The 19,233-nt window shown below is 71.5% G+C and carries 14 protein-coding genes; 6 read left to right on the forward strand and 8 right to left on the reverse strand.

From position 1 onward, the window contains the following. Positions 1-142: 142 nt before the first annotated feature. The gene (locus tag HUN07_RS18820) at positions 143-727 is read left to right on the forward strand and encodes a PPA1309 family protein (protein ID WP_254623017.1); all 585 of its coding nucleotides are present in this window, start codon (positions 143-145) and stop codon (positions 725-727) included. 64 nt (positions 728-791) lie between these two features. On the opposite strand, the gene HUN07_RS18825 is transcribed toward HUN07_RS18820, so the two are convergent. Further along, a complete protein-coding gene (locus tag HUN07_RS18825) occupies positions 792-1,835 on the reverse strand; it encodes a YlbL family protein (RefSeq protein ID WP_217487149.1) in 1,044 nt (347 codons plus the stop codon). A gap of 112 nt (positions 1,836-1,947) precedes the next feature. Here HUN07_RS18825 and HUN07_RS18830 point away from each other — a divergent pair, with 112 nt between their 5' ends. After that, positions 1,948-3,387, forward strand: coding sequence for a zinc-dependent metalloprotease (locus HUN07_RS18830; protein ID WP_174911851.1), 1,440 nt, complete (start codon positions 1,948-1,950; stop codon positions 3,385-3,387). On the opposite strand, the gene HUN07_RS18835 is transcribed toward HUN07_RS18830, so the two are convergent. Then, complete coding sequence (locus tag HUN07_RS18835; protein WP_254622596.1) at positions 3,384-3,986, reverse strand: M48 metallopeptidase family protein; 603 nt, start codon at positions 3,984-3,986, stop codon at positions 3,384-3,386. The genes HUN07_RS18830 and HUN07_RS18835 overlap by 4 nt on opposite strands. A 158-nt stretch (positions 3,987-4,144) precedes the next feature. Between HUN07_RS18835 and HUN07_RS18840 the strand changes: the two genes are divergently transcribed. Next, positions 4,145-5,038, forward strand: coding sequence for a hypothetical protein (locus tag HUN07_RS18840; RefSeq protein WP_174911856.1), 894 nt, complete (start codon positions 4,145-4,147; stop codon positions 5,036-5,038). Positions 5,039-5,045: 7 nt separating this feature from the next. Then, the gene (locus HUN07_RS18845) at positions 5,046-6,407 is read left to right on the forward strand and encodes an ABC1 kinase family protein (RefSeq protein WP_114721987.1); all 1,362 of its coding nucleotides are present in this window, start codon (positions 5,046-5,048) and stop codon (positions 6,405-6,407) included. 86 nt (positions 6,408-6,493) lie between these two features. Here the strand turns inward: HUN07_RS18845 and HUN07_RS18850 are convergent, their stop codons facing one another. Together HUN07_RS18850 and HUN07_RS18855 are read right to left on the reverse strand one after the other, a co-directional pair. Beyond that, positions 6,494-6,829 (reverse strand): WhiB family transcriptional regulator, encoded by a 336-nt coding sequence (locus HUN07_RS18850; RefSeq protein ID WP_397484712.1) that lies wholly within the window; start codon positions 6,827-6,829, stop codon positions 6,494-6,496. 505 nt (positions 6,830-7,334) lie between these two features. Beyond that, positions 7,335-9,497: an ATP-dependent DNA helicase UvrD2 gene (locus tag HUN07_RS18855; RefSeq protein ID WP_302675460.1), complete on the reverse strand. Its 2,163-nt coding sequence runs from the start codon at positions 9,495-9,497 to the stop codon at positions 7,335-7,337. A gap of 125 nt (positions 9,498-9,622) precedes the next feature. Between HUN07_RS18855 and HUN07_RS18860 the strand changes: the two genes are divergently transcribed. Continuing rightward, on the forward strand, positions 9,623-9,847 hold the full coding sequence (locus HUN07_RS18860) for a mycoredoxin (RefSeq protein WP_114721985.1): 225 nt from the start codon (positions 9,623-9,625) through the stop codon (positions 9,845-9,847). On the opposite strand, the gene nudC is transcribed toward HUN07_RS18860, so the two are convergent. Both nudC and HUN07_RS18870 read right to left on the reverse strand, forming a co-directional pair. Next, the gene (nudC, locus tag HUN07_RS18865) at positions 9,844-10,809 is read right to left on the reverse strand and encodes an NAD(+) diphosphatase (RefSeq protein WP_441346777.1); all 966 of its coding nucleotides are present in this window, start codon (positions 10,807-10,809) and stop codon (positions 9,844-9,846) included. The two genes, HUN07_RS18860 and nudC, sit on opposite strands and share 4 nt — an antisense overlap. 13 nt (positions 10,810-10,822) lie before the next feature. Continuing rightward, positions 10,823-11,890: a potassium channel family protein gene (locus tag HUN07_RS18870; RefSeq protein WP_114721983.1), complete on the reverse strand. Its 1,068-nt coding sequence runs from the start codon at positions 11,888-11,890 to the stop codon at positions 10,823-10,825. A gap of 184 nt (positions 11,891-12,074) precedes the next feature. Between HUN07_RS18870 and HUN07_RS18875 the strand changes: the two genes are divergently transcribed. Then, entirely contained in the window at positions 12,075-12,470 is a 396-nt protein-coding gene (locus HUN07_RS18875) for a DoxX family protein (protein ID WP_174911864.1), read from the forward strand. A gap of 12 nt (positions 12,471-12,482) precedes the next feature. Here the strand turns inward: HUN07_RS18875 and HUN07_RS18880 are convergent, their stop codons facing one another. Together HUN07_RS18880 and HUN07_RS18885 are read right to left on the reverse strand one after the other, a co-directional pair. Beyond that, positions 12,483-15,893 carry an ATP-dependent helicase gene (locus HUN07_RS18880; protein ID WP_441346778.1) on the reverse strand — a complete coding sequence of 1,137 codons (3,411 nt, stop codon included), beginning with the start codon at positions 15,891-15,893 and terminating at the stop codon, positions 12,483-12,485. Next, positions 15,890-19,216 carry an ATP-dependent helicase gene (locus tag HUN07_RS18885; protein ID WP_174911867.1) on the reverse strand — a complete coding sequence of 1,109 codons (3,327 nt, stop codon included), beginning with the start codon at positions 19,214-19,216 and terminating at the stop codon, positions 15,890-15,892. The genes HUN07_RS18880 and HUN07_RS18885 overlap by 4 nt, the downstream gene beginning before the upstream one ends. Positions 19,217-19,233 lie beyond the last annotated feature (17 nt).

The raw sequence follows: 19,233 nt of genomic DNA on the forward strand, positions 1-19,233 counted from the left end.
TCGTCCCACTCTACGTAACCGACCGGCCATGTCGCGCCAGCGACCGAGCCGCGCCTCCGTTACGCCATGGTGCAAGGATAAGGACGTGATCGATAGCGATGGCGGGTTCTACGGGGATCACTTCCCCGGGAACGGCGCGAATGTGAGCCTGTCCAGCGAGTCTTTGAGCCGATGTGTGCAGGAAGTGGTGGAGTTCGTCGACGCCGGCGGCTGGGGTCAGCCGCCCACGATGTTCGCTATCGTCCCCACCGCACTGGTCGCCGCGGCCGAGCCCGCGCTGCTCGATCAGCTCGCCGACGGCGCCGAACTGACGCCCATCGAGCAGGCCGCCCTGCCCGACGACGTCGAAGGCGGCTCCCCCGCACTCGACGAGTTCCTCGCCACGACCAGCTGGCCGTCGGAGGTGGTCGGCTGCGCCCTCGTGCAGGAGATCATCGTCCTACCGCCCGACGCCGAGTCCGACCTCGACGATGCGCTCACGCCGCTACTCGCCGACCGGCACGCCGCCGACGCGGCCACGCGGGCAGCCGCCGAATCCCATCCGGAGCGCCGCGAGGCCCGGCTGATCGCCGCTGTCCTGCGCGACGGTCCGTCGCTGGCGCTGCTCCAGATGCGCCCGGACGAGGACAGCGACCCGTACGAGGGCATCGAGCTGCTCACCTACGACAACCTGGCACCGAACCTGGTCGGCGCGCTGTACACGACGCTCGACGCCACCGAGGATTAACGAGGATCGAGCGGCCTGAACGGGCTGGACAGTCCAGGCCGCCCGAGCCGCGCCGCCGGGCCACTCAGCAGCTCGGGGCGGTGCCGCCGGTGTTGATCGCGGCGAGGGCGTCGATGGCACCGCTCAGGGTCTCGACCTTCACCAGCGTCAGCCCGTCCGGCTTGTTCGCGAGAGCCTCGTCGCAGTTCTTGGCGGGGACCAGGAACGTCGTCGCGCCCGCCTCCTCGGCCGCGGTCAGCTTGTACGGGATGCCGCCGATCGGTCCCACGTCGCCGTCGGGGTCGATCGTGCCGGTACCGGCGACGAACTTGCCGCCGTTGAGTTCGCCGGGGCTGAGCTTGTCGACGACGGCGAGGCTGAACATCAGACCGGCCGAGGGGCCACCGATGTCGGCGAGGTTGAAGTCGATCGTGAACGGCACGTTCGGCACCTCCTTGGCACCGACGCCGAGATAGCCGCGGTTCGCGTCCTCGGCGGAAGCTCCGTCGGCCTGCGGCTTGGACCCGAGCGTTACCGGCGTCGTGGTCTCCACTCCGTCGCGCACGTACGTGATGTCGACGGTGGTTCCGGCCCCGGCGGCGCCGACCGCGTCCTGCAGTCCCTGCACGGTGTCGACCGGGGTAGCGCCGACGCGCAGCACCACGTCGCCCTCACGCAGCACACCGGCGGCCGGCCCGTTCGGGCCGACCGTCCCGATCTCCACCGCGACCGGCAGGTTCAGGTACCGCAGCGCCGCCAGTTCGGCGGCGTTCTCGGAGTTGGCGAACTGCGCGGCGTTCTCCTCCTGCACCTCGTCCTTCGACTTCTGCGGCGGGTACACCTCCTCACGCGGCACCAGCCCCTGACGTCCGCTCGCCCACAGGCCGAGCGCGTCGAACAACGTGAGCTTGTCGCGCACCGCGACCGTCGTCATGTTGAGGTTTCCGCTGGTGGGGTCCACCGCGGTGCCCTCGATGTCGACCACCGGTTCGTCGTCCACCTCGCCGAGCGTGTTGAACGTCGGGCCGGGACCGAGCGCGACGAACGGCACCTTCACCGTCGTCCCGAGGACTCCCAGCGCCACAACCGGGGTCAACGCTGCCAGCAGGGTTACGATCCGTCGGTTCACCAGGCCCAGGATAGAGCGCCTGCGGTGACGACCCTCGGAACCCTCGGCGGTGTTCGCCGTGAGCGTGATCTCCGTACGGGCCATGCGCGGTCGCGCCTTGTACCGTTGAACTATGAGCGATCTGCCCTTTGGCTTCTCCAACTCCGACGACGACCCGGACCACAAGAAGGATCCGACGGGCCGCGAACAAGGCGGGGGTCAGGGTGGACCGGGAGGGATGCCGTTCGGCTTCGATCCGAGCGCCTTCGGCGCCGCCGGCGGACCCGGCGGTGGTGGTTTCGATCCGGCCGCGCTCGGCCAGATGCTCAGCCAGTTCGGCCAGATGCTCAGCGGCATGGGCAGCGCGATGGGCACCGGCCAGGCCGGTCCCGTCAACTACGACATCGCGAAGAACCTCGCGCGCCAGCAGATGGGCACGATCACCCCCATCACGGAGGGCACCGCGTCGGCCGTCGCCGACGCCTCCCGCCTCGCCGAGCTCTGGCTGGACGGCGCCACGACGCTGCCGGCCGGCGCCACCCGGACCGTCGCGTGGACGCCCAACGACTGGCTCGACGGCACCCTCGACACGTGGAAGCGCCTGTGCGACCCCGTCGCCGAGCAGGTCTCCGGCATGTGGGTCCAGGGTCTGCCCGAGGAAGCCCGCAACATGATCGGCCCGATGGCCGGGATGCTCACCCAGATGGGCGGACTCACGTTCGGCTCGCAGCTCGGTCAGGCACTGGGCCAGCTGTCGAAGGAGGTTCTCACCTCCACGGACATCGGGTTGCCCCTCGGCCCCGCAGGGACCGGCGCGCTGCTACCCGCCGCGATCGAGGCGTTCAGCGAGGGTCTCGAGCAGCCGCACCGCGAGGTGCTCGTCTTCATCGCCGCCCGCGAGGCCGCCTACCAGCGCCTCTACGCGCACGTGCCGTGGCTGCGGCAGCGTCTGCTCGCCACCGTCGAGGACTACGCGCGCGGCATCAAGATGGACTTCTCCGCGATCGAGGAGGCCGCACAGGGCCTCGACCCGTCCGCGCTGACCGACCCGTCGCAGATCGAGAAGATCCTGCAGCAGGGCGCCTTCGAGCCGCAGACCACGCCCGAGCAGAAGCAGGCACTCGAACGTCTCGAGACGCTGCTCGCGCTGGTCGAGGGCTGGGTGGAGACCGTCGTCACCGAGGCTCTCGGGGAACGGCTCCCCGGCGTCGCCGCCCTCACCGAGACCCTGCGCCGTCGCCGCGCCACCGGCGGGCCGGCCGAGCAGACGTTCGCAACCCTGGTCGGACTCGAACTGCGGCCCCGCAAGGTGCGCGAGGCCGCGCAGCTGTGGCGTCGACTCACTGCCGACACCGGCGTCGACGCCCGCGACGGCGTGTGGGCGCACCCGGACCTGTTGCCCGACTCCTCGGACCTCGACAACCCCGCCGCGTTCGTCGACCGGATCCTCGGCGGCGACTCGGGCACCTTCCACGACCCGATCGCGCAGCTCGAGCAGACCGAGGCCCGTGAGCGGGAAGAGAAGAACCGTGAGAGCGGCACCGGCACCACCGATACCGAGGGCGACTCCTAACCTGTAGGGCTCGCGATGTCGTCGGCGGCTGCGCAGTCGTCGACGACGTCCACCAGACCCGGCTGCCGGGTGACGACGGCGTACGCCTCCAGGTAGCCCATCGCGCGCTCCGTACGCGGGTAGCGGCGCACCTCGCTCCAGAACCGGTCGTTGTGCCCGCCCGCCACGTACAGGTGTACCAGTTCGTGGACCAGCACATAGTCCAGGACGTACGACGGCACCGTCCGCAGCAACTCGCTGACCCGGATGGTGCCGTCGGTGGGCGTGCACGACGCCCACCGGGTCTTCATCGACGGCACCCAGCGCACCGAGACCGGGGCCGCGGCGCCGCCCAGCCACCGCGCGGACAGCCGGGCGCACCGCTCGGTCAGCTCGACGTCGCTGCGTTCGGCCCACGCCGCGGCACGGCGGTCGGCGCGCTCGAGCTTTCCGAGCATCTCCGCGACCAGGTCGGCCTCGGCCCTCTTCGACAGCCCGGTCGGCATCAGCACGACCACCTTGTCGCCCTCGCGGCGCGCGCTCACCGTCCGTCGTCGGCGGGCGCTGCGCCGGATCTCGACCTCCGGCAGGTCGCCGTCGATACTCGCTGGCCCAGTCACGGGGCACCACGCTAGCGGCCCGCTCCGACACCGCCGTCGGCGCATTTCGGACGAATCCGCGCCGGCACCCGAAACCCCACGTCAACCTGCGTGCAGACCTGTGGACAACGCGTCCCGTGCGGGTGTTCGGCGGGCCCGGAGGTGAGATCGTCCCCCACATGACACGCGTATCCGTCGCGCGCACCAGCCGACCCGCACTCGATCCGCGGCTGCCCATCGTGATCCGTCCCAGCGGCCGCATCCAGATCGGCTGGGACCCCGACACCGCGCTGATCCTCACCCCACCCGAATCGGTCGAGCCGTCGGCGCTCGTCGCCGTGCTCCACCTGCTCGACGGCCGCACCTCCCGCCCCAACGTCGTGTGGCGCGCCGTCGAGCACGGCATCACGCCCACCGACATGTCGATGCTGCTCGCAGAGCTCGACGACGCCGGGCTGCTCCGGGCCTCGGTCCCCCGCGAGGACGCGCCCCCGGCCATCCGCGTCCACGGGCGCGGCCCGCTCGCGGACACGATCGCCACCGGCCTGGGGTCGGGCCGGGCCCGGGTGTCCCGATCCACCCACTTCACCGCCGACACCGACGTCACGCGGTGGAACTGCACGTGTGTGGTCCTCACCGACGATCTCATCGCCGACCCGCGCCTGGTGGAGGCGCTCCTCGACGCCCGCATCCCGCACCTGCAGGTGCGGCTGCGCGACGGCCGGGGCGTGGTGGGGCCTCTGGTCCTGCCGGGCAGCACCAGCTGCCTGCGGTGCGCCGACCTCACCCGCTGCGCCGCCGACGAGGAATGGCCGCACGTGGCGGCGCAACTGCTGGGCCGGGTCGGGCACGCGAGCCCGGCAACCGTCATGGCCACCGCCGCCGTCGCCCTCGGGCAGCTGGAGCTCGCGCTGTCGGGCGCGTCCCACCCGGTGCCCGCGAGCCTCGACGCGACCCTGGAGATCGACCTGGTCAGCCACCGATTCTCGGTCCGGCCGTGGCCACGGAACCCGCGGTGTGGATGCTCACGTTCGGCAATGTTCTTGGACGAACCCCCGAATCTTCGGCCATGATGGTCTGGTGCCCGACATTCCCCGCAGAAGCTCCGCCCGCACCGCCAAGCTCGCGAGCATTCCGCTGGGTATCGCCGGACGGGCCGCGATGGGCTTCGGCCGAAGGCTCGCCGGAGGCGACAAGGACGAGATCGACGCGCAGCTGACCGCGAAGGCCGCCGAGCAGCTGTTCACGGTGCTCGGCGAGCTCAAGGGCGGCGCGATGAAGCTCGGGCAGGCGCTCAGCGTGATGGAGGCCGCGATCCCCGAGGAGTTCGCGGAGCCGTACCGCGAGGCACTCACCAAGCTGCAGGCCGAGGCGCCCCCGCTGCCCGCGAAGCAGGTGCACCGGGTGCTGGACCAGCAACTGGGCACCAAGTGGCGCGAGCGGTTCGCCGAGTTCGACGACACCCCCACCGCGTCCGCCAGCATCGGCCAGGTCCACCGCGCCGTGTGGTCGGACGGTCGCGAGGTGGCGGTCAAGGTCCAGTACCCGGGTGCCGACGAGGCCCTGCGCGCCGACCTGAAGACGCTGTCCCGGTTCGCGGGCCTGTTCACCTCGGTGATGCCGGGTACCGATATCAAGCCGGTCCTCGACGAGCTCAGCGCCCGCACCGAGGAGGAACTGGACTACCGCATCGAGGCCGACAACCAGCGCGCGTTCGCGAAGGTGTTCGACGGCGACCCGAAGTTCGTGGTGCCGCACGTGGTGGCCAGCGCGCCGAAGGTGGTCGTCACCGAGTGGATGGCCGCGACCCCGCTGTCGGCGATCATCAGCAGCGGCACCACCGAGCAGCGCAACACCGCGGGCGCGCTGCTCGCGGAGTTCCACTTCGTCTCCCCCGCCCGCGTCGGACTGCTGCACTGCGATCCGCACCCCGGCAACTTCATGCTGCACGACGACGGACGTCTCGGGATCATCGACTTCGGCGCCACCGCGCCGATGCCGGAAGGGCTGCCGCCGGTGCTGGGCCGGATGGTGCGCCTGTCACTGAACGAGCAGTTCGACGAACTCACGGAACTGTTGCGCGACAACGGTTTCGTGCTACCCGGACGCACCGTCACCGATCAGGAGATCGCCGACTACCTGCGCCCGTTCACCGACCCGATCCGCACCGAGTCGTTCCACTTCACCCGCGCCTGGCTGCAGAAGGCCGCCGGAACCGCGACGGACTTCTCGAGTGCACAGTTCCGCACCGCCCGGGCGCTCAACCTGCCGGCCGAGTACGTGATGATCTTCCGGGTGCTACTCGGCTCCGTCGGCATCTGCGCACAGCTGGACGCCTACGCGCCGTACATGGCGATCCTCACCCGATGGCTGCCCGGGTTCACCGACGATCCTGGAAACGCCCCTGTCGACGATCTCACCGAGAGCCTCGACGGCGCGTAGGCCCCGATACCCGAGACTGCTGCGCCTCCGACCGTGCCCGTGGGCATCCGGAGATGGATGCCCACGGGCACGGTCGTTGCTCGCTGTCAGGCACACACCAGGGTCTTCCCGGGCGTCGGGCTCTTCCGTGGCCGACCTCGTGGCCTCTTGCGTGCGATGACGACTCCCTGATCGAAGATCTCACCGCCCCAGACACCCCACGGCTCGGCACGGTCGAGCGCCGCGCTCAGGCACCGGCTGCGGATCGGGCACTGCGCGCACAGCGACTTGGCCTGCTCCAGGTCGGCGGGTGTCTCGGCGAACCACAGGTCGGGGTTCCCGACTCGGCAGGGCAACTGCTCCCGGAGTGCCGAGCCGACGACTGACAATCCGTTCGAAACGGTGCTGTTCTCGGTCTGTACTCGGCATGTCACGGTAGACACGTCTTCTCCTCTGTTTCGTTCGCGTATTTCGTTCGCGGCTGGTGCCGGCTGTCGGGGTTTCGCGAACCGCGGGCGAAGGCCTGGAGCGATGAAGCTCGAAACACGAAGGCCACGGTTCGCTGTGCGATCCGTGGCCTCGGGAGGAAGGGCGGGAGTGCCTACCGAACGAGAGTTCGGTGCCTGCTCCTGGACACGGATGCGGGGGCTGCTGCTGCACGTGCTGCTGCGCGGATCTCTGCTGCGCGCAGACGGATGGCGTGCGGTGCGCTCGCCGCGTACCTCGCGGCGGCCTCTTCGGCTGCGGGGAGGTATGCGCATGCGAATGCGGGCACCGATGCACGTGCCGCAGTTGCGTTCCAGTCGTTCATCGTTGCCACCTCCCTTTCATCTCGTTGCCGACATTGTCACCGCACACGAGTCTCCCCGTGGCGTGCAGTCCAGAGTATGCAACCCGAACAGACCACACAAGTTATTTTTGACCTGCGGTTTTACCGCGACGTAGCCGTCATGTCAGATCCAGCGCCGGCGCCGGGCGCTCGCCGCGGACCACCGCGAGGACCTCCTCGCCGAACCGTTCGAGCTTCTTGGCCCCGATCCCAGGGATCGCGACGAGGGCCTGATCGTCCTTCGGCTGCTGCTCGGCGATCGCCGTCAGCGTGTTGTCGCTGAACACCACGTACGCGGGAACCTTCAGCTCGCGCGACTTCTCCCGGCGCCAGTCCTTGAGCGCCTCGAACAGCTCGAAGTCCAGGTTCGACGGGCACGCCTCGCAGCGTCCCAGCATGGTGGACGCGGTCCCCATCAGCTGCTTGCCGCACACCCGGCAGCGTGGACGCTGCTTGCGGGACGGCGGCGGGGCGGCGACCTTCGACGCCGGCGAGTCGTCCGGGATCAGTCCGTGCAGGAACCGCGAGCGCCGGCGCGACTTGCGTCCGCCCTCGTTGCGGGCCAGCGCCCACGACAGCGCCAGATGCTCCCGCGGTCGCGTCACACCCACGTAGAGCAGGCGCCGCTCCTCCTCCACCCCGGCCTCGTCGTCGGGCGACTTGGAGTCGCCGAGGACGTGCGCGATCGGCAGGGTGCCCTCGGTGAGCCCGACCAGGAACACCGCGTCCCATTCGAGGCCCTTCGCGGCGTGCAGCGAGGCCAGCGTCACGCCCTGCACGACCGGTGGGTGCCGGGACTCGGCGCGCGCCGCGAGCTCGGTCAGCAGCCCACCGAGCGTGAGCTGCGGGTCGTGCGCGAGCTGTTCCTCGGTGAGCGCCACCAGCGCGGTGAGCGATCCCCACCGCTCCCGCGCCTGCACACCGGCGGGTTCCTCGTCGGTGAGACCCAACGGGACGAGCACCGCCCGCACCAGGGTCACCAGCGACTCGCCGGTGTCGGCGCCGTCGGGGAGGTCGTCGCGGCCCGCCACCTGACGGAGCGCGTTGATGGCCTGCCGTACCTCCTGGCGGGTGAAGAATCCTTCGCCGCCGCGCACCTGGTACGGGATCCCGAGTTCGGTGAGCGCCTGCTCGTGGACCTCCGACTGCGCGTTGATCCGGTACAGCACCGCGATCTCCGCCGGCTCGACACCCTTGTCGATGAGCTTCTTGATCTGCCGTGCCACCGCGGCGGCCTCGGCGGGCTCGTCGTCGTACTCGGCGAACGTGGGCTCCGGCCCCGACGGCCGCTGCCCGATCAGTTGGAGCCGGGTTCCGGCGATGCGTCCGCGCGCGGCGCCGATGACCCCGTTGGCGAGCGCGACGACCTCCGGCGTGGACCGGTAGTCCCGTTCGAGGCGGACGACGGTGGCGTCCGGGAACCGACGCGAGAAGTCCAGCAGGTACTTCGGGGTGGCGCCGGTGAAGGAGTAGATGGTCTGGTTCGCGTCACCGACGACGGTGAGGTCGTCACGGTCGCCGAGCCACGCGTCGAGCACGCGCTGCTGCAGCGGTGTCACGTCCTGGTACTCGTCGACGACGAAGCAGCGGTATCGGTCCCGGAACTCCTGCGCGACCGCGGAGTGCTCCTCGAGCGCGGCGGCGGTGTGCAGCAGCAGGTCGTCGAAGTCGAGCAGCATGCCGTCGTAGTTGCGGGCCTTGAGTTCCTCGTAGCCGGTGTAGACCGCGGCGACCTTGGCGGCGTCGGCCGGAATGTCGCGTCGGGCACGCGCGGCGGCCGCCGCGTAGTCCTCGGGTGCCACCAACGAGCCCTTGGCCCACTCGATCTCGCTCGCGAGGTCGCGGATCGATTCGGTGCTGGTGGACAGTCCCGCCCGGCTCGCGGCCTGCCCGACGATCTGGAACTTGCGGTCCAGGAGCTGCCAGTCGGTGTCGCCGATCACCTGCGGCCAGAAGTACTTGAGCTGGCGCAGGGCCGCAGCGTGGAATGTGCGGGCCTGCACCTGCGGGCCCCCGCCCCCGATGCCGAGGGCGCGCAGGCGTCCGCGCATCTCCCCGGCCGCACGCGCAGTGAACGTCACCGCCAGTACCTGCCCCGCCGACACGTGCCCGCCCGCGACGAGATGCGCGATCCGCCGCGTGATGGTCCGGGTCTTGCCGGTGCCGGCTCCCGCGAGGACGCAGACCGGGCCGCGCGGCGCGAGGACCGCGGCCGACTGCTGCGGATCCAGACCCTCGTCGGGCCGAGTTTCCGGGAAGGCATCCGCTGACATGCCGTCCATACTCTCAGGGCGCACCGACAGGGGCCGATCTCACCCGCTCGGATGTGACGTGCGCCCGCACGGGAACAGTCCGAACCGACCGTGGTGTTATAGGCGCCGTGACTACCGAAGCTCCCGCCCTGACCATGTACTCGACCACCTGGTGTGGATACTGCCGTCGCCTCAAGAAGCAGCTCGACGAGAACGGCATCTCGTACACCGAGATCGACATCGAGCACGATCCCGCGTCCGCCGACTTCGTCGGCAGCGTCAACGGCGGCAACCACGTCGTCCCCACCGTCAAGTACGCGGACGGCAGCACCGACACCAACCCGTCGCTCTCGCAGGTCAAGAAGGCCCTCGGGCTCTAGTCGGCTTTCGCCCAGGACTCGACCATCACCCGGGCGATCGAGATCGACCCGGGCAGCAGCAGTTCGGCATCGGACGCCTCGCGGGCACCGGATGCCCAGTCGCCCGCACCGAGCGCGGCCCGGACCTGGTCGCGGGTGAACCAGTGGGCCTCGGCGATCTCGCCGTCCGCGAACGTCAACGCGGCGGCGGGGTCGCCGACGGCCGCGAAACCGATCATCACCGACCGAGGGAACGGCCAGGGCTGGCTGCCCAGGTAGCGGACGTCGTGAACCTCGACGCCGACTTCTTCGCGGATCTCGCGGATCACGCACGTCTCGAGCGACTCCCCGGCCTCGACGAACCCTGCCAGGACCGAGAACATCCGCGGCGGCCAGCTGGGCTGGCGTGCCAGCAGCACCCGGTCCGCGCCGTCGTGGACGAGGCAGATCACGGCGGGATCGGTCCGCGGGAACTCCTCGTGCCCGGTGCTGCTGCTGATCCGCGACCATCCCGACATCGTCGGGGTGGTCGGTGCGCCGTCGATGGCACTGAATCCGGCGTGGTCGTGCCAGTTCAGCAACGCGACAGCGGTGGTGGCCAGGCCGGCACTGGAATGGTCGAGACGGTGCCCGAGCATCCGCAGATCCCCCAGCTCACCGGTCATCGCCGGAACGCGGACCGCCCACACGTGGCGGTCACCGCGCAGTCCCAGGAACACTGCACCCGCGACCGGTTCCGCCGCCAGTGAGGTCGCCGGTTCCAGGACCATGTCGCCGTCGGCCACCCGGAACTGGCCGCGGTGGTTCACCCGCAGCAGCAACGCATCCGCCCAGTCGGCACGCAAAGCGTCGGTGTCCGAACGCAATTCCTCGGCTCGGTCGACGGCCGCGCGGGACAGCAGGGGTGTTTCGGTCAGTGTGAAGTCGGGCACGGCAAAGACCCTACTGCGGTGCCCCGCGAGCAACCCGCATCCGACCCGCATCCGACCCGGACGATCAGTTGGCGACGCGCCGGATGTAGAGCAGAAGGTCGTCGGCCTCGACGGCGTCCACCTCGGGCGAACCGACCCGCAGCAGGCGGCCGTCGCGCACCACGCCGAGCACGATGTCCGACAGGTGCCGCGGCGAGCCGCCGACCTCCTCGGGCTCGACCTCGCGCTCGGCGATCGCGAACCCGGCCTCGGGCGTGAGCAGGTCCTCGACCATTTCCACGACACTCGGGGTGGTGCGGGCGATACCGAGCAACCGGCCGGCCGTCTCCGACGAGACCACCACCGAGTCGGCACCGGACTGGCGCAGCAGGTGGGCGTTGTCGGTCTCGCGGATGGCCGCGACGATCTTCGCCTTCGGCGCCAACTCGCGGGCGGTGAGCGTGACGAGCACCGCGGTGTCGTCGCGGTTCGCGGCCACGATGATCGACGCGGCGTTCTGCACCCCGGCGAGCCGCAGGACGTCCGACTTGGTGGCGGAGCCGTGCACGGTCACCAGCCCGAGACCGGCGGCGGTGTCCAGGACGGCCTGATCGGTGTCGACGACCACGATGTCCGACGGCACGATGCCGTCACCGAGCATCGCGTCGATGGCGGTGCGGCCCTTGGTGCCGAATCCGACGACGACGGTGTGGTTGCGCACGCGATGCCTCCAACGCTGAATCTTGAATGTCTGGCGGGAACTCTCGGTGAGCGCCGAGAGGGTGGTACCGACCAGCACGATGAGGAAGAAGATCCGGAGCGGCGTGATGACCAGGACGTTGATCAGTCGCGCTTCCGGGGTGATCGGGGTGATGTCGCCGTATCCCGTGGTGGACAGGGACACCGTCGCGTAGTAGATGCAGTCCAGCAGCGACAGGGGGTTTTCCTGCGCGTCCTTGTAGCCGTCCCGGTCGATGTAGACCACCACCACCGCGAGCGCCAGCGCTGCGAGGGCGTACGAGACGCGGCGCGCGATGGCCCGGGCCGGACTGGTCTGCATCTCCGGCACCTTGAGGACGCCGACGAGTGCAAAGTCCGGCCGATCCGTCAGCGTGTCCGAGTTCCGGAAACGCGCACTCAACCTACCGGGCATCCACTCGTTCCTATCGCCTTCTGGGTGTCGAACATCGGATCGCAGCCTAGCCGCGGTTGCCGGGATTGCGGAATGCCAGCCAAAAACACAGCAAAACCCAGCAAAACACACCAGAACCCGGCAGAACCCGAGCAATCCCGAACGTGCGGTGGCGGGTCGGCGCCCGGTCGGGCAGGGTGTCGGTATGCCGTCGAACCGGGACCGTTCGGGTCAAGTCCCCGCCATCCGCCTGGCCGCGCTCCTGTTCGGCTCGGGGATCCTCCATTTCGCGAAGCCCCAGCCGTTCGACGCGATCGTGCCCGCCGCACTGCCGGGCCGGGCGCGCACCTACACCTACGTCTCCGGCGTGGCCGAACTCGCGACCGCCGCCGCGCTCGCGGTGCCGCGGACGCGCCGACTCGGCGGCGCACTCGCCGCCGCCCTGTTCGTCGCGGTGTTCCCCGCGAACGTGCAGATGGCCGTCAGCTGGCTGCGGTCCGACCGTGTCTCGGCGCCCGCGAAGGCCGCCGCGGTGGCCCGGCTCCCCCTGCAGATCCCGCTGGTCACGCAGGCGCTGAAGGCCCGCCGCAACGCCCGGTGATCGGGCGGGCTCTCACTGTTCGAGTTCCTTCTCCGCGCCCGCCGTCCTGATCAGCCGCGCCAGTTCGTCGGCGTCGGGCAGGTTCTCCGGTGCGATGGTTCGCCCCGTGCGCACGTAGTGGAAGGCTGCCCGCACCTTGTCGAGCGGCAGGTCGGCCGGGCGGCCCGTGACCTGCGCCTGTCGCGCCGCCATCAGTTCCGCCCACGCCAGCCGGTAGGCCGCGAGCTGCATCACGACGGCCTTCTCGTTCGCGGCCGACGGCTCCGCACCGGTCTTCCAGTCGATGACGGTCCAGCCGCCGTCCGGGTCGGCGAACACCGCGTCGATGCGGCCGCGCAGCACCGTCCCGGCGACCGACGTCTCGAACGGCACCTCCACCTCGACGGGGTTCCGGTCGGCCCACGGCGACCGCAGGAACGCGTCCTGCAGCAGCGCCAGTTCCGTCTCGGTACCCACCCCGGTGTCGGCGGCGCCGGGCAGCTCGTCGAAGTCGAGGAGCCGCGTGGCACCGAACCGCTGTTCCACCCACGCGTGGAACGCGGTTCCCCGCCGTGCCAACGGGTTCGGCGGGAACGGCAGCGGCCGACGTAGCCGCGCGGCCAGCTCGTCCGGGTCCGCCGCGAGATCCACGAGCTGGCTCACCGACAGCTGTGCGGGCAGCTCGACGTCCGCCGTGCCCGACACCCGCGCGTTGCGCTCGGCGAGCAGCGCGTCCACGTCGGCGGCCCAGTTGTCGGGGTCGTCGAGTGGATCGGGCGCCGACTCGGACTCCGCCGGTCCGGGCTTGTCGAGATCCGCGAGGGCCTCGCGCACCGAGTCGGCACCGCGCTCGACGTCGGCGCGTCGCCGGCCCAGTGGGTCCCGCGGCCACATCGCGGTCCGAGGCGTGGCGGTCAGCGGGTTCTCGCTGCCGTCGTCGGGGGCGGGGGCCCACACGTCGATCACGCCGAGCGACTCGCCCGGCGCGCTCGCGGCCGCGGACACGAGGTCCTCGAGCTCGAGCAGGAACGGCGAGGGCCCCTTCGGTTCGGAGCCGGTCTCGGTCCAATGGTGCCCGGACACGAACAGCGCCCGCTCGGTGCGGGTGAGCGCGACATAGAACAGGCGGCGGTCCTCGTCGAGCCGCCGGGTGCCCAGTGCCTTCTTGTGGCCGGTGATCGCGTCCTCGAGGTCCTTGCGGTTGTACAGGTCCTCGAGTCCGAGAACCGGTACCCCGTCGGCGGATTCACCGTCGAAGGCGCGGTCGCCGCGCAGCGCCGGCGGCAGCTCGGCCACCGAGCCGAGCCACGTGGCCGACGCCTGCGTGGACGGGAACACGCCCGCGGTGAGGTGCGGCACGGCCACCACCTCCCACTCGAGCCCCTTCGCGGAGTGCACCGTGAGGATCTGCACGCGGTCCGGCGCCACCTCGATCTCGCCGGGAGCGAGCCCGTTCTCGACGTGTTCGGCGGCGGCCAGGAACGACAGCAGACCGGTCAGCGTCGCCGACGTGCGGTTCGCGTAGCCGGACACGACGTCGGCGAACGCGTCGAGGTGCTCGCGGCCGGCGCCGCCCACCTCCGACGACCGGGTCCGGGCCTGCGCCTCGATCCCGATGCCGATCACCCGTTCCACCTCGGCGACCAGTTCGGTGAGGGGCTGGCCGAGCCGCTCGCGCAGCGACGCCAACTCGGCCGCGACCGCGCAGATCCGCACGTAGCCGGCCTCCGAGTACCGGCCGGCGGGGCCGGGATCGGCGAGGGCGTCGGCCAGTCCCGCCTGCTCGGCCTGCTCCCCCGGCAGCGCGCTGCCGAGGGCCTCGTCCAGGGCGGCGCTGTCGGTGACGGCCCCCGCGGCGCCGAAGCCGGTGCGGATGCCCAGTTCGCCGGCCCGCTTCCACAGCGCCCGCAGGTCGGCGGCGCCGATCTGCCAGCGGGCGCCGGTGAGGACGCGCACCGCGGCACTGCCGGCCATCGGGTCGGCCACGAGCCGCAGCATCGCCACGACGTCCGCGACCTCCGGGGTGTGCAGCAGACCACCGAGGCCCACCACCTCCACCGCCAGTCCGCGGGCCCGCAGTTCCTCCGCGATCGGTGCGGCGTCGGCGTTGCGGCGCACCAGGACAGCCGCGGTGGGCGGCTTCCCGCCGTCCGCCCGGGCCGCCTCGTACTGCTCGGCGATGCGGTCGGCCACCCACGACCGTTCCGTCTCGACCGTGTCGAGCAGCGCGAGGCGCACATCGCCGGGTACCGCGCCCGGGCGGGCGCGCAGCATGCTGACCTCGACACCCCTGTCGCGCAACGGATCCGACACCATGTTCGCGAGCGTGAGCGCCTCCGGCGGGTTGCGCCAGCTGGTGAGCAGCTCGAGCTTGGGTGCCGGGGTACCGTCGGCGAGGGGGAAGTCGGTGGCGAACCGCGGCAGGTTGGCGGCGGAGGCACCGCGCCAACCGTAGATGGACTGCATCGGGTCGCCCACCGCGGTGAGCGCCAGACCGGCGTCCTCGCCGCCGCCGAACAGCGACGACAGCAGCACCCGCTGCGCGTGGCCGGTGTCCTGGTACTCGTCGAGCAGCACCACTCGGAAGCGGTCACGCTCGCTGCGCCCCACCTCGGGGTGCTCGGACGCGACCCGCGCCGCGAGCGACATCTGGCTGCCGAAGTCCAGCGCGCCCTCGCGGCGCAGCGTGTCCGCGAGCCGCCGCACCAGCGGCAGCAGGTCGAGGCGCTGGTGCTGCACCTCGAGGATGTCGAGCAGCGTCTTCGACGGTCCCCCACGCTGTTTCGGACCGGCCGGCAGCGTGTGGATCAGCTTGTCGAGTTCGGTGTGTGCCTCCCGCAGATCGTCCGGTTCGACGAGGTGCTCGGCCAGCTGGCCCGACAGCGCCAGCACCGACTCGGTGATGGACGCCGGGTTGCGGTCGGTGTCGAGGTCGCCGTCCCACGCGCTCACCACCCGGTACGCCAGCTGCCACAGCTCGGTCTCCGACAGCAGCGTCGCGGACGGTTCGATCGGCAGCAGCAGGCCGTGCTCGGACAGCAGCCGTCCGGCATACGAGTGGTACGTGCTGACCTCGGGTTCGCTGCCCAGGATCCGGGACCGCAGACCGCCGCTGGGGTCGAGGTCACGGACCAGCGTGGAGCCGGCGAGCTTGGCGAGCCGCTGCCGGATCCGGCTGGTGAGCTGCTGTGCGGCCTTGCGGGTGAACGTCAGACCCAGCACCTGCTCGGGCTCGACCAGACCGTTGGCGACCAGCCACACCACCCGGGCCGCCATGGTCTCCGTCTTCCCCGCACCGGCCCCGGCGACCACCAGGGTGGGACCGAGCGGCGCCTCGATGACGGCGGCCTGCTCGTCGGTGGGCGGGAACTGTCCGAGCGCCTCCGCCAGCACGGCGGGGCTGACGCGGCGCCCGTTCTCCGGTGCACTTGCTGCCGTACTCACTCCGACGTCACCTGCCGTCCCTCGTCGTGCGCCGGGCAGCTCGAGAGCACCGGGCAATGCCTGCAACTGTCGTTGATCCGCGCCAGGAACGTGGGCCCGCGCGTGGCCGCGGCGGCTGCGTGGATCGTGTTCTCCCACAACGCGAGCCCCTCGTCGTCCAGCGGCTCCTGGACGCGCTGGGTGGCACCTTCCTTCTTGTGCGGCTTCGCGACGAACACCAGACGTGCGCCGCCCGGCCGTGACGCCGGTTCGCCCTCGACCGCGCCGTGAGCGGCCGCCACCTGGTACGCCGCGAGCTGCGCGTGCTGCTGCGCCTGGTCCTTCGTGACCGCGGCCTTCGCGGTCTTGACGTCGATGATCACCGGGCGGCCGTCGGGGTCACGCTCGAGCCGGTCGATGCGCCCGCGAATCCGCACCTGTGGGTCGCCCTCGACCCGCGGCTCGAGCACCCCGTCCACCGCGACCTCGACGCCCACCTCGGTGAGCTCGGAACGCGTACTGCGCAACCAGTTCGCGAAGGCGTCGAGCATGCCCCGGGTGCGTTCGAGCTCCCGCCGCGAATACCACTGCGAACCGAGGTCCACCGAGTCCCAGGCCGATTCCAGGGCACGATCCACCTGGTCCGGCGGGATGTGCCCGGCGAGCGCCTGCACCAACGTGTGGACGAGCGTGCCGGCGATCGCGTGCGTGGTGTCGCCGTCGCTGCCGCCGTGCCGCTCCAGCATCCAGCGCAGCGGACAGTTGTTGAGCAGCTCGATCGTGGACGGCGACAACGGCACGGGCCCGTCCTCCGGATCCCACAGTCCGGCATCCGAACTCGGGTCCGCGGTGCCGTACCACTGGTCCGGGTGCGCCCCGCGGACCCCGGCCTGCGCGAGCCGCGCGAGTTGGTGCGCCGCCCGCCGCTGCCGCTGCGGGTCGGTCTCGGCGATGTCGGGATCGCACACGACGCTGCGCAGTTCCGCCACGAGCGCCGGCAGCGCGAGAACACGCGGGGTGTCCTGCGCGACGGGCGGCACGTCCGCGTCGTCGTCGTTCTCGTCGCCGCGGAGCAGATCGTCGACGAAGCGGGAGCGGACCAGGTCGGCGTCCCCACTCGACGAGTCCACCGCCGTCACCAGCAGCGAACTGCGCGCGCGGCTGCACGCCACCAGGAACAGGCGACGTTCCTCCGCCAGCAACGGTGCGGTTCGCGAGAGCGTCCTGTCGATCTCCCCCACACCGCTGGTGAGGTCGATCAACTCCTCCGTACCGAGCAGCGTGCCCCGGGCACCGAGGCTGGGCCACAGCCCCTCCTGTACACCGACGACCGCGACCACCTGCCACTGCCGACCCGCCGCGGAGTGCGCGCTGAGAACGGTCACGGTCTCCTGTTCCGCGACGGCCCGCGACCGCGGCGAGCCGGGAATCGCCTGCTCCACCAGGTAGTCCACGAACCCCGACAGCTGCGCCCGCGGCAGCCGGTCGACGTAGTTGGCGGCCGCGTCGAACAGTGCGACCACCGCGTCGAGATCACGGTCGGCCTGCGCGCCGATGGGTCCGCCGAATGCCGACGCCGCGGCCCAGCGGCGCTCGAGCCCCGTCGCCTGCCATGCCGCCCACAGCACTTCCTCGATGCCACGGCCGCGCTGCAGCGGCACCCGGGCACGGCGCAGCACCTTCAATACCCTTCGCAGGGACAGCGATTCGACGTCGGTGAGCCCTCGGAGCAGGTGCGCGACACCCTCCGCGTCGGGACCGTCGACGATGATCTGCCGCAACAGCTCCGCCGAGTCCCGGTCGCCACCCGACGCGAGTTCCACGCGCCGCAGTCCGCGGCGCAGGCGCCGCAGGCTCACCGGCTCGGCACCGCCGATGGGGCCGGTCAGCAGGGCCAGCGCGTCCTCGCCGGTGAACTCGCCGCCGACCAGTGCGCGCATCACCGACAGCAGCCCGGCCACACCGTGCCGGCGGGCCAGCGGCAGCTCGCTGGCCGCGGTCGTCACGGGCACCCCGGCGGCGAGCAGCGCACGCCGCAGCGGCGGCAGCACCCGGGGCACCGAGCGCGCGATGATCGCCATCTGCGACCACGGCACTCCGTCCACGAGGTGTGCCCGGCGCAGGGTGTCCGCGACGAGCGCCGCCTCCTTGGCCGGCGTGGTCAGCACCCGCACCACGACCCGGCCGGGTGCCTCGTCGTATTCGGGGCCGGCCGCGGGCACACTCGCCCCGCGATGCGGCGGATTGCCGGGCAGGCGCGCGGCGACCCGCGCGGACACGGCCGCGACCGCGGGCGCCGCGCGGAAGTTGACGTCGAGGACGACCTGCGCCGGATCGCCGCGGTCCGCGAGTTCGGTGAGGAACCGCGGGTCGGCGCCGCGGAAGGCGAAGATCGACTGGTCCGGATCGCCCACCACCGCGGTCATCGCGGTTCCGGTGCCGATGAGCCGCACCAACTGCGCGGCCTGCGGGTCCAGGTGATGCGCGTCGTCGACCAGCAGGTGCCGCACCCGCACCCGTTCCCGCTGCAGCAGATCGCGGTCGGTCGCGAACGCGGTGAGGGCCGCGCTGATCAGTTCGGCGGCGTCGAGGGCGGGTGCGGTGGCCTCGGGCGCCTCCATGCCCACCGCACCGCGCAGCAGCATGCCCTGCTCGTAGTGCATCGCGAACCGCCCGGCGGCCACCCACTCGGGCTTCGCATGCGCCCGGCCCAGCTCGATGAGGTCCTCCGGGCCCAGCCCCCGCTCGTTGGCCCGCAGCATCAGGTTCCGCAGCTCCACCGCGAAACCCGTCATGCCGAGCGCGGGCCGCAGCCGCTCCGGCCACATGTCTCCGCCGTCGGCGATGTCACCGCGCAGCAACTCGCGCAGCACCGCGTCCTGCTCGGCTCCGGTGATGAGCCGGGGCGGCGGGTTGCCGTGCGCCGCGGCCTGCAGTCGCAGCACCGCGAACGCGTACGAGTGCACCGTCCGCACCAGCGGTTCCCGCGTCGCGCGCGGGCCGGCATCCGTGCCGGTCTCCGCTTCCGCCGCGAGCAGCCCGGCGGTGATCTGCTCGCGGACCGCGGTGGCGGCGCGCCGCGACTGCGTCAGCACCAGCACCGATTCCGGGTCGGCGCCGGCCGCGATCCGGGCCACCGCGGCGTCCACGATCAGCGACGTCTTCCCGGTGCCCGGCCCGCCCAGGATCTGCCACGGGTGCCACCCGCGCCCGGGCGGCGCGCCGGTCAGCACCCGCGCCGCGTCGGGCCCCCACGTCCGGACCGCCGGCGCCGTGGCCGAGCGGCCGACGAGCCGCGCGGCCGGGGCCGCCGACTGTCGGGTGCGGGTGCCCGGTTCGGTCATGAAAGGAATCTCACCAG

The organism is Rhodococcus sp. W8901 (assembly GCF_013348805.1).
Lineage (GTDB): Bacteria > Actinomycetota > Actinomycetes > Mycobacteriales > Mycobacteriaceae > Prescottella.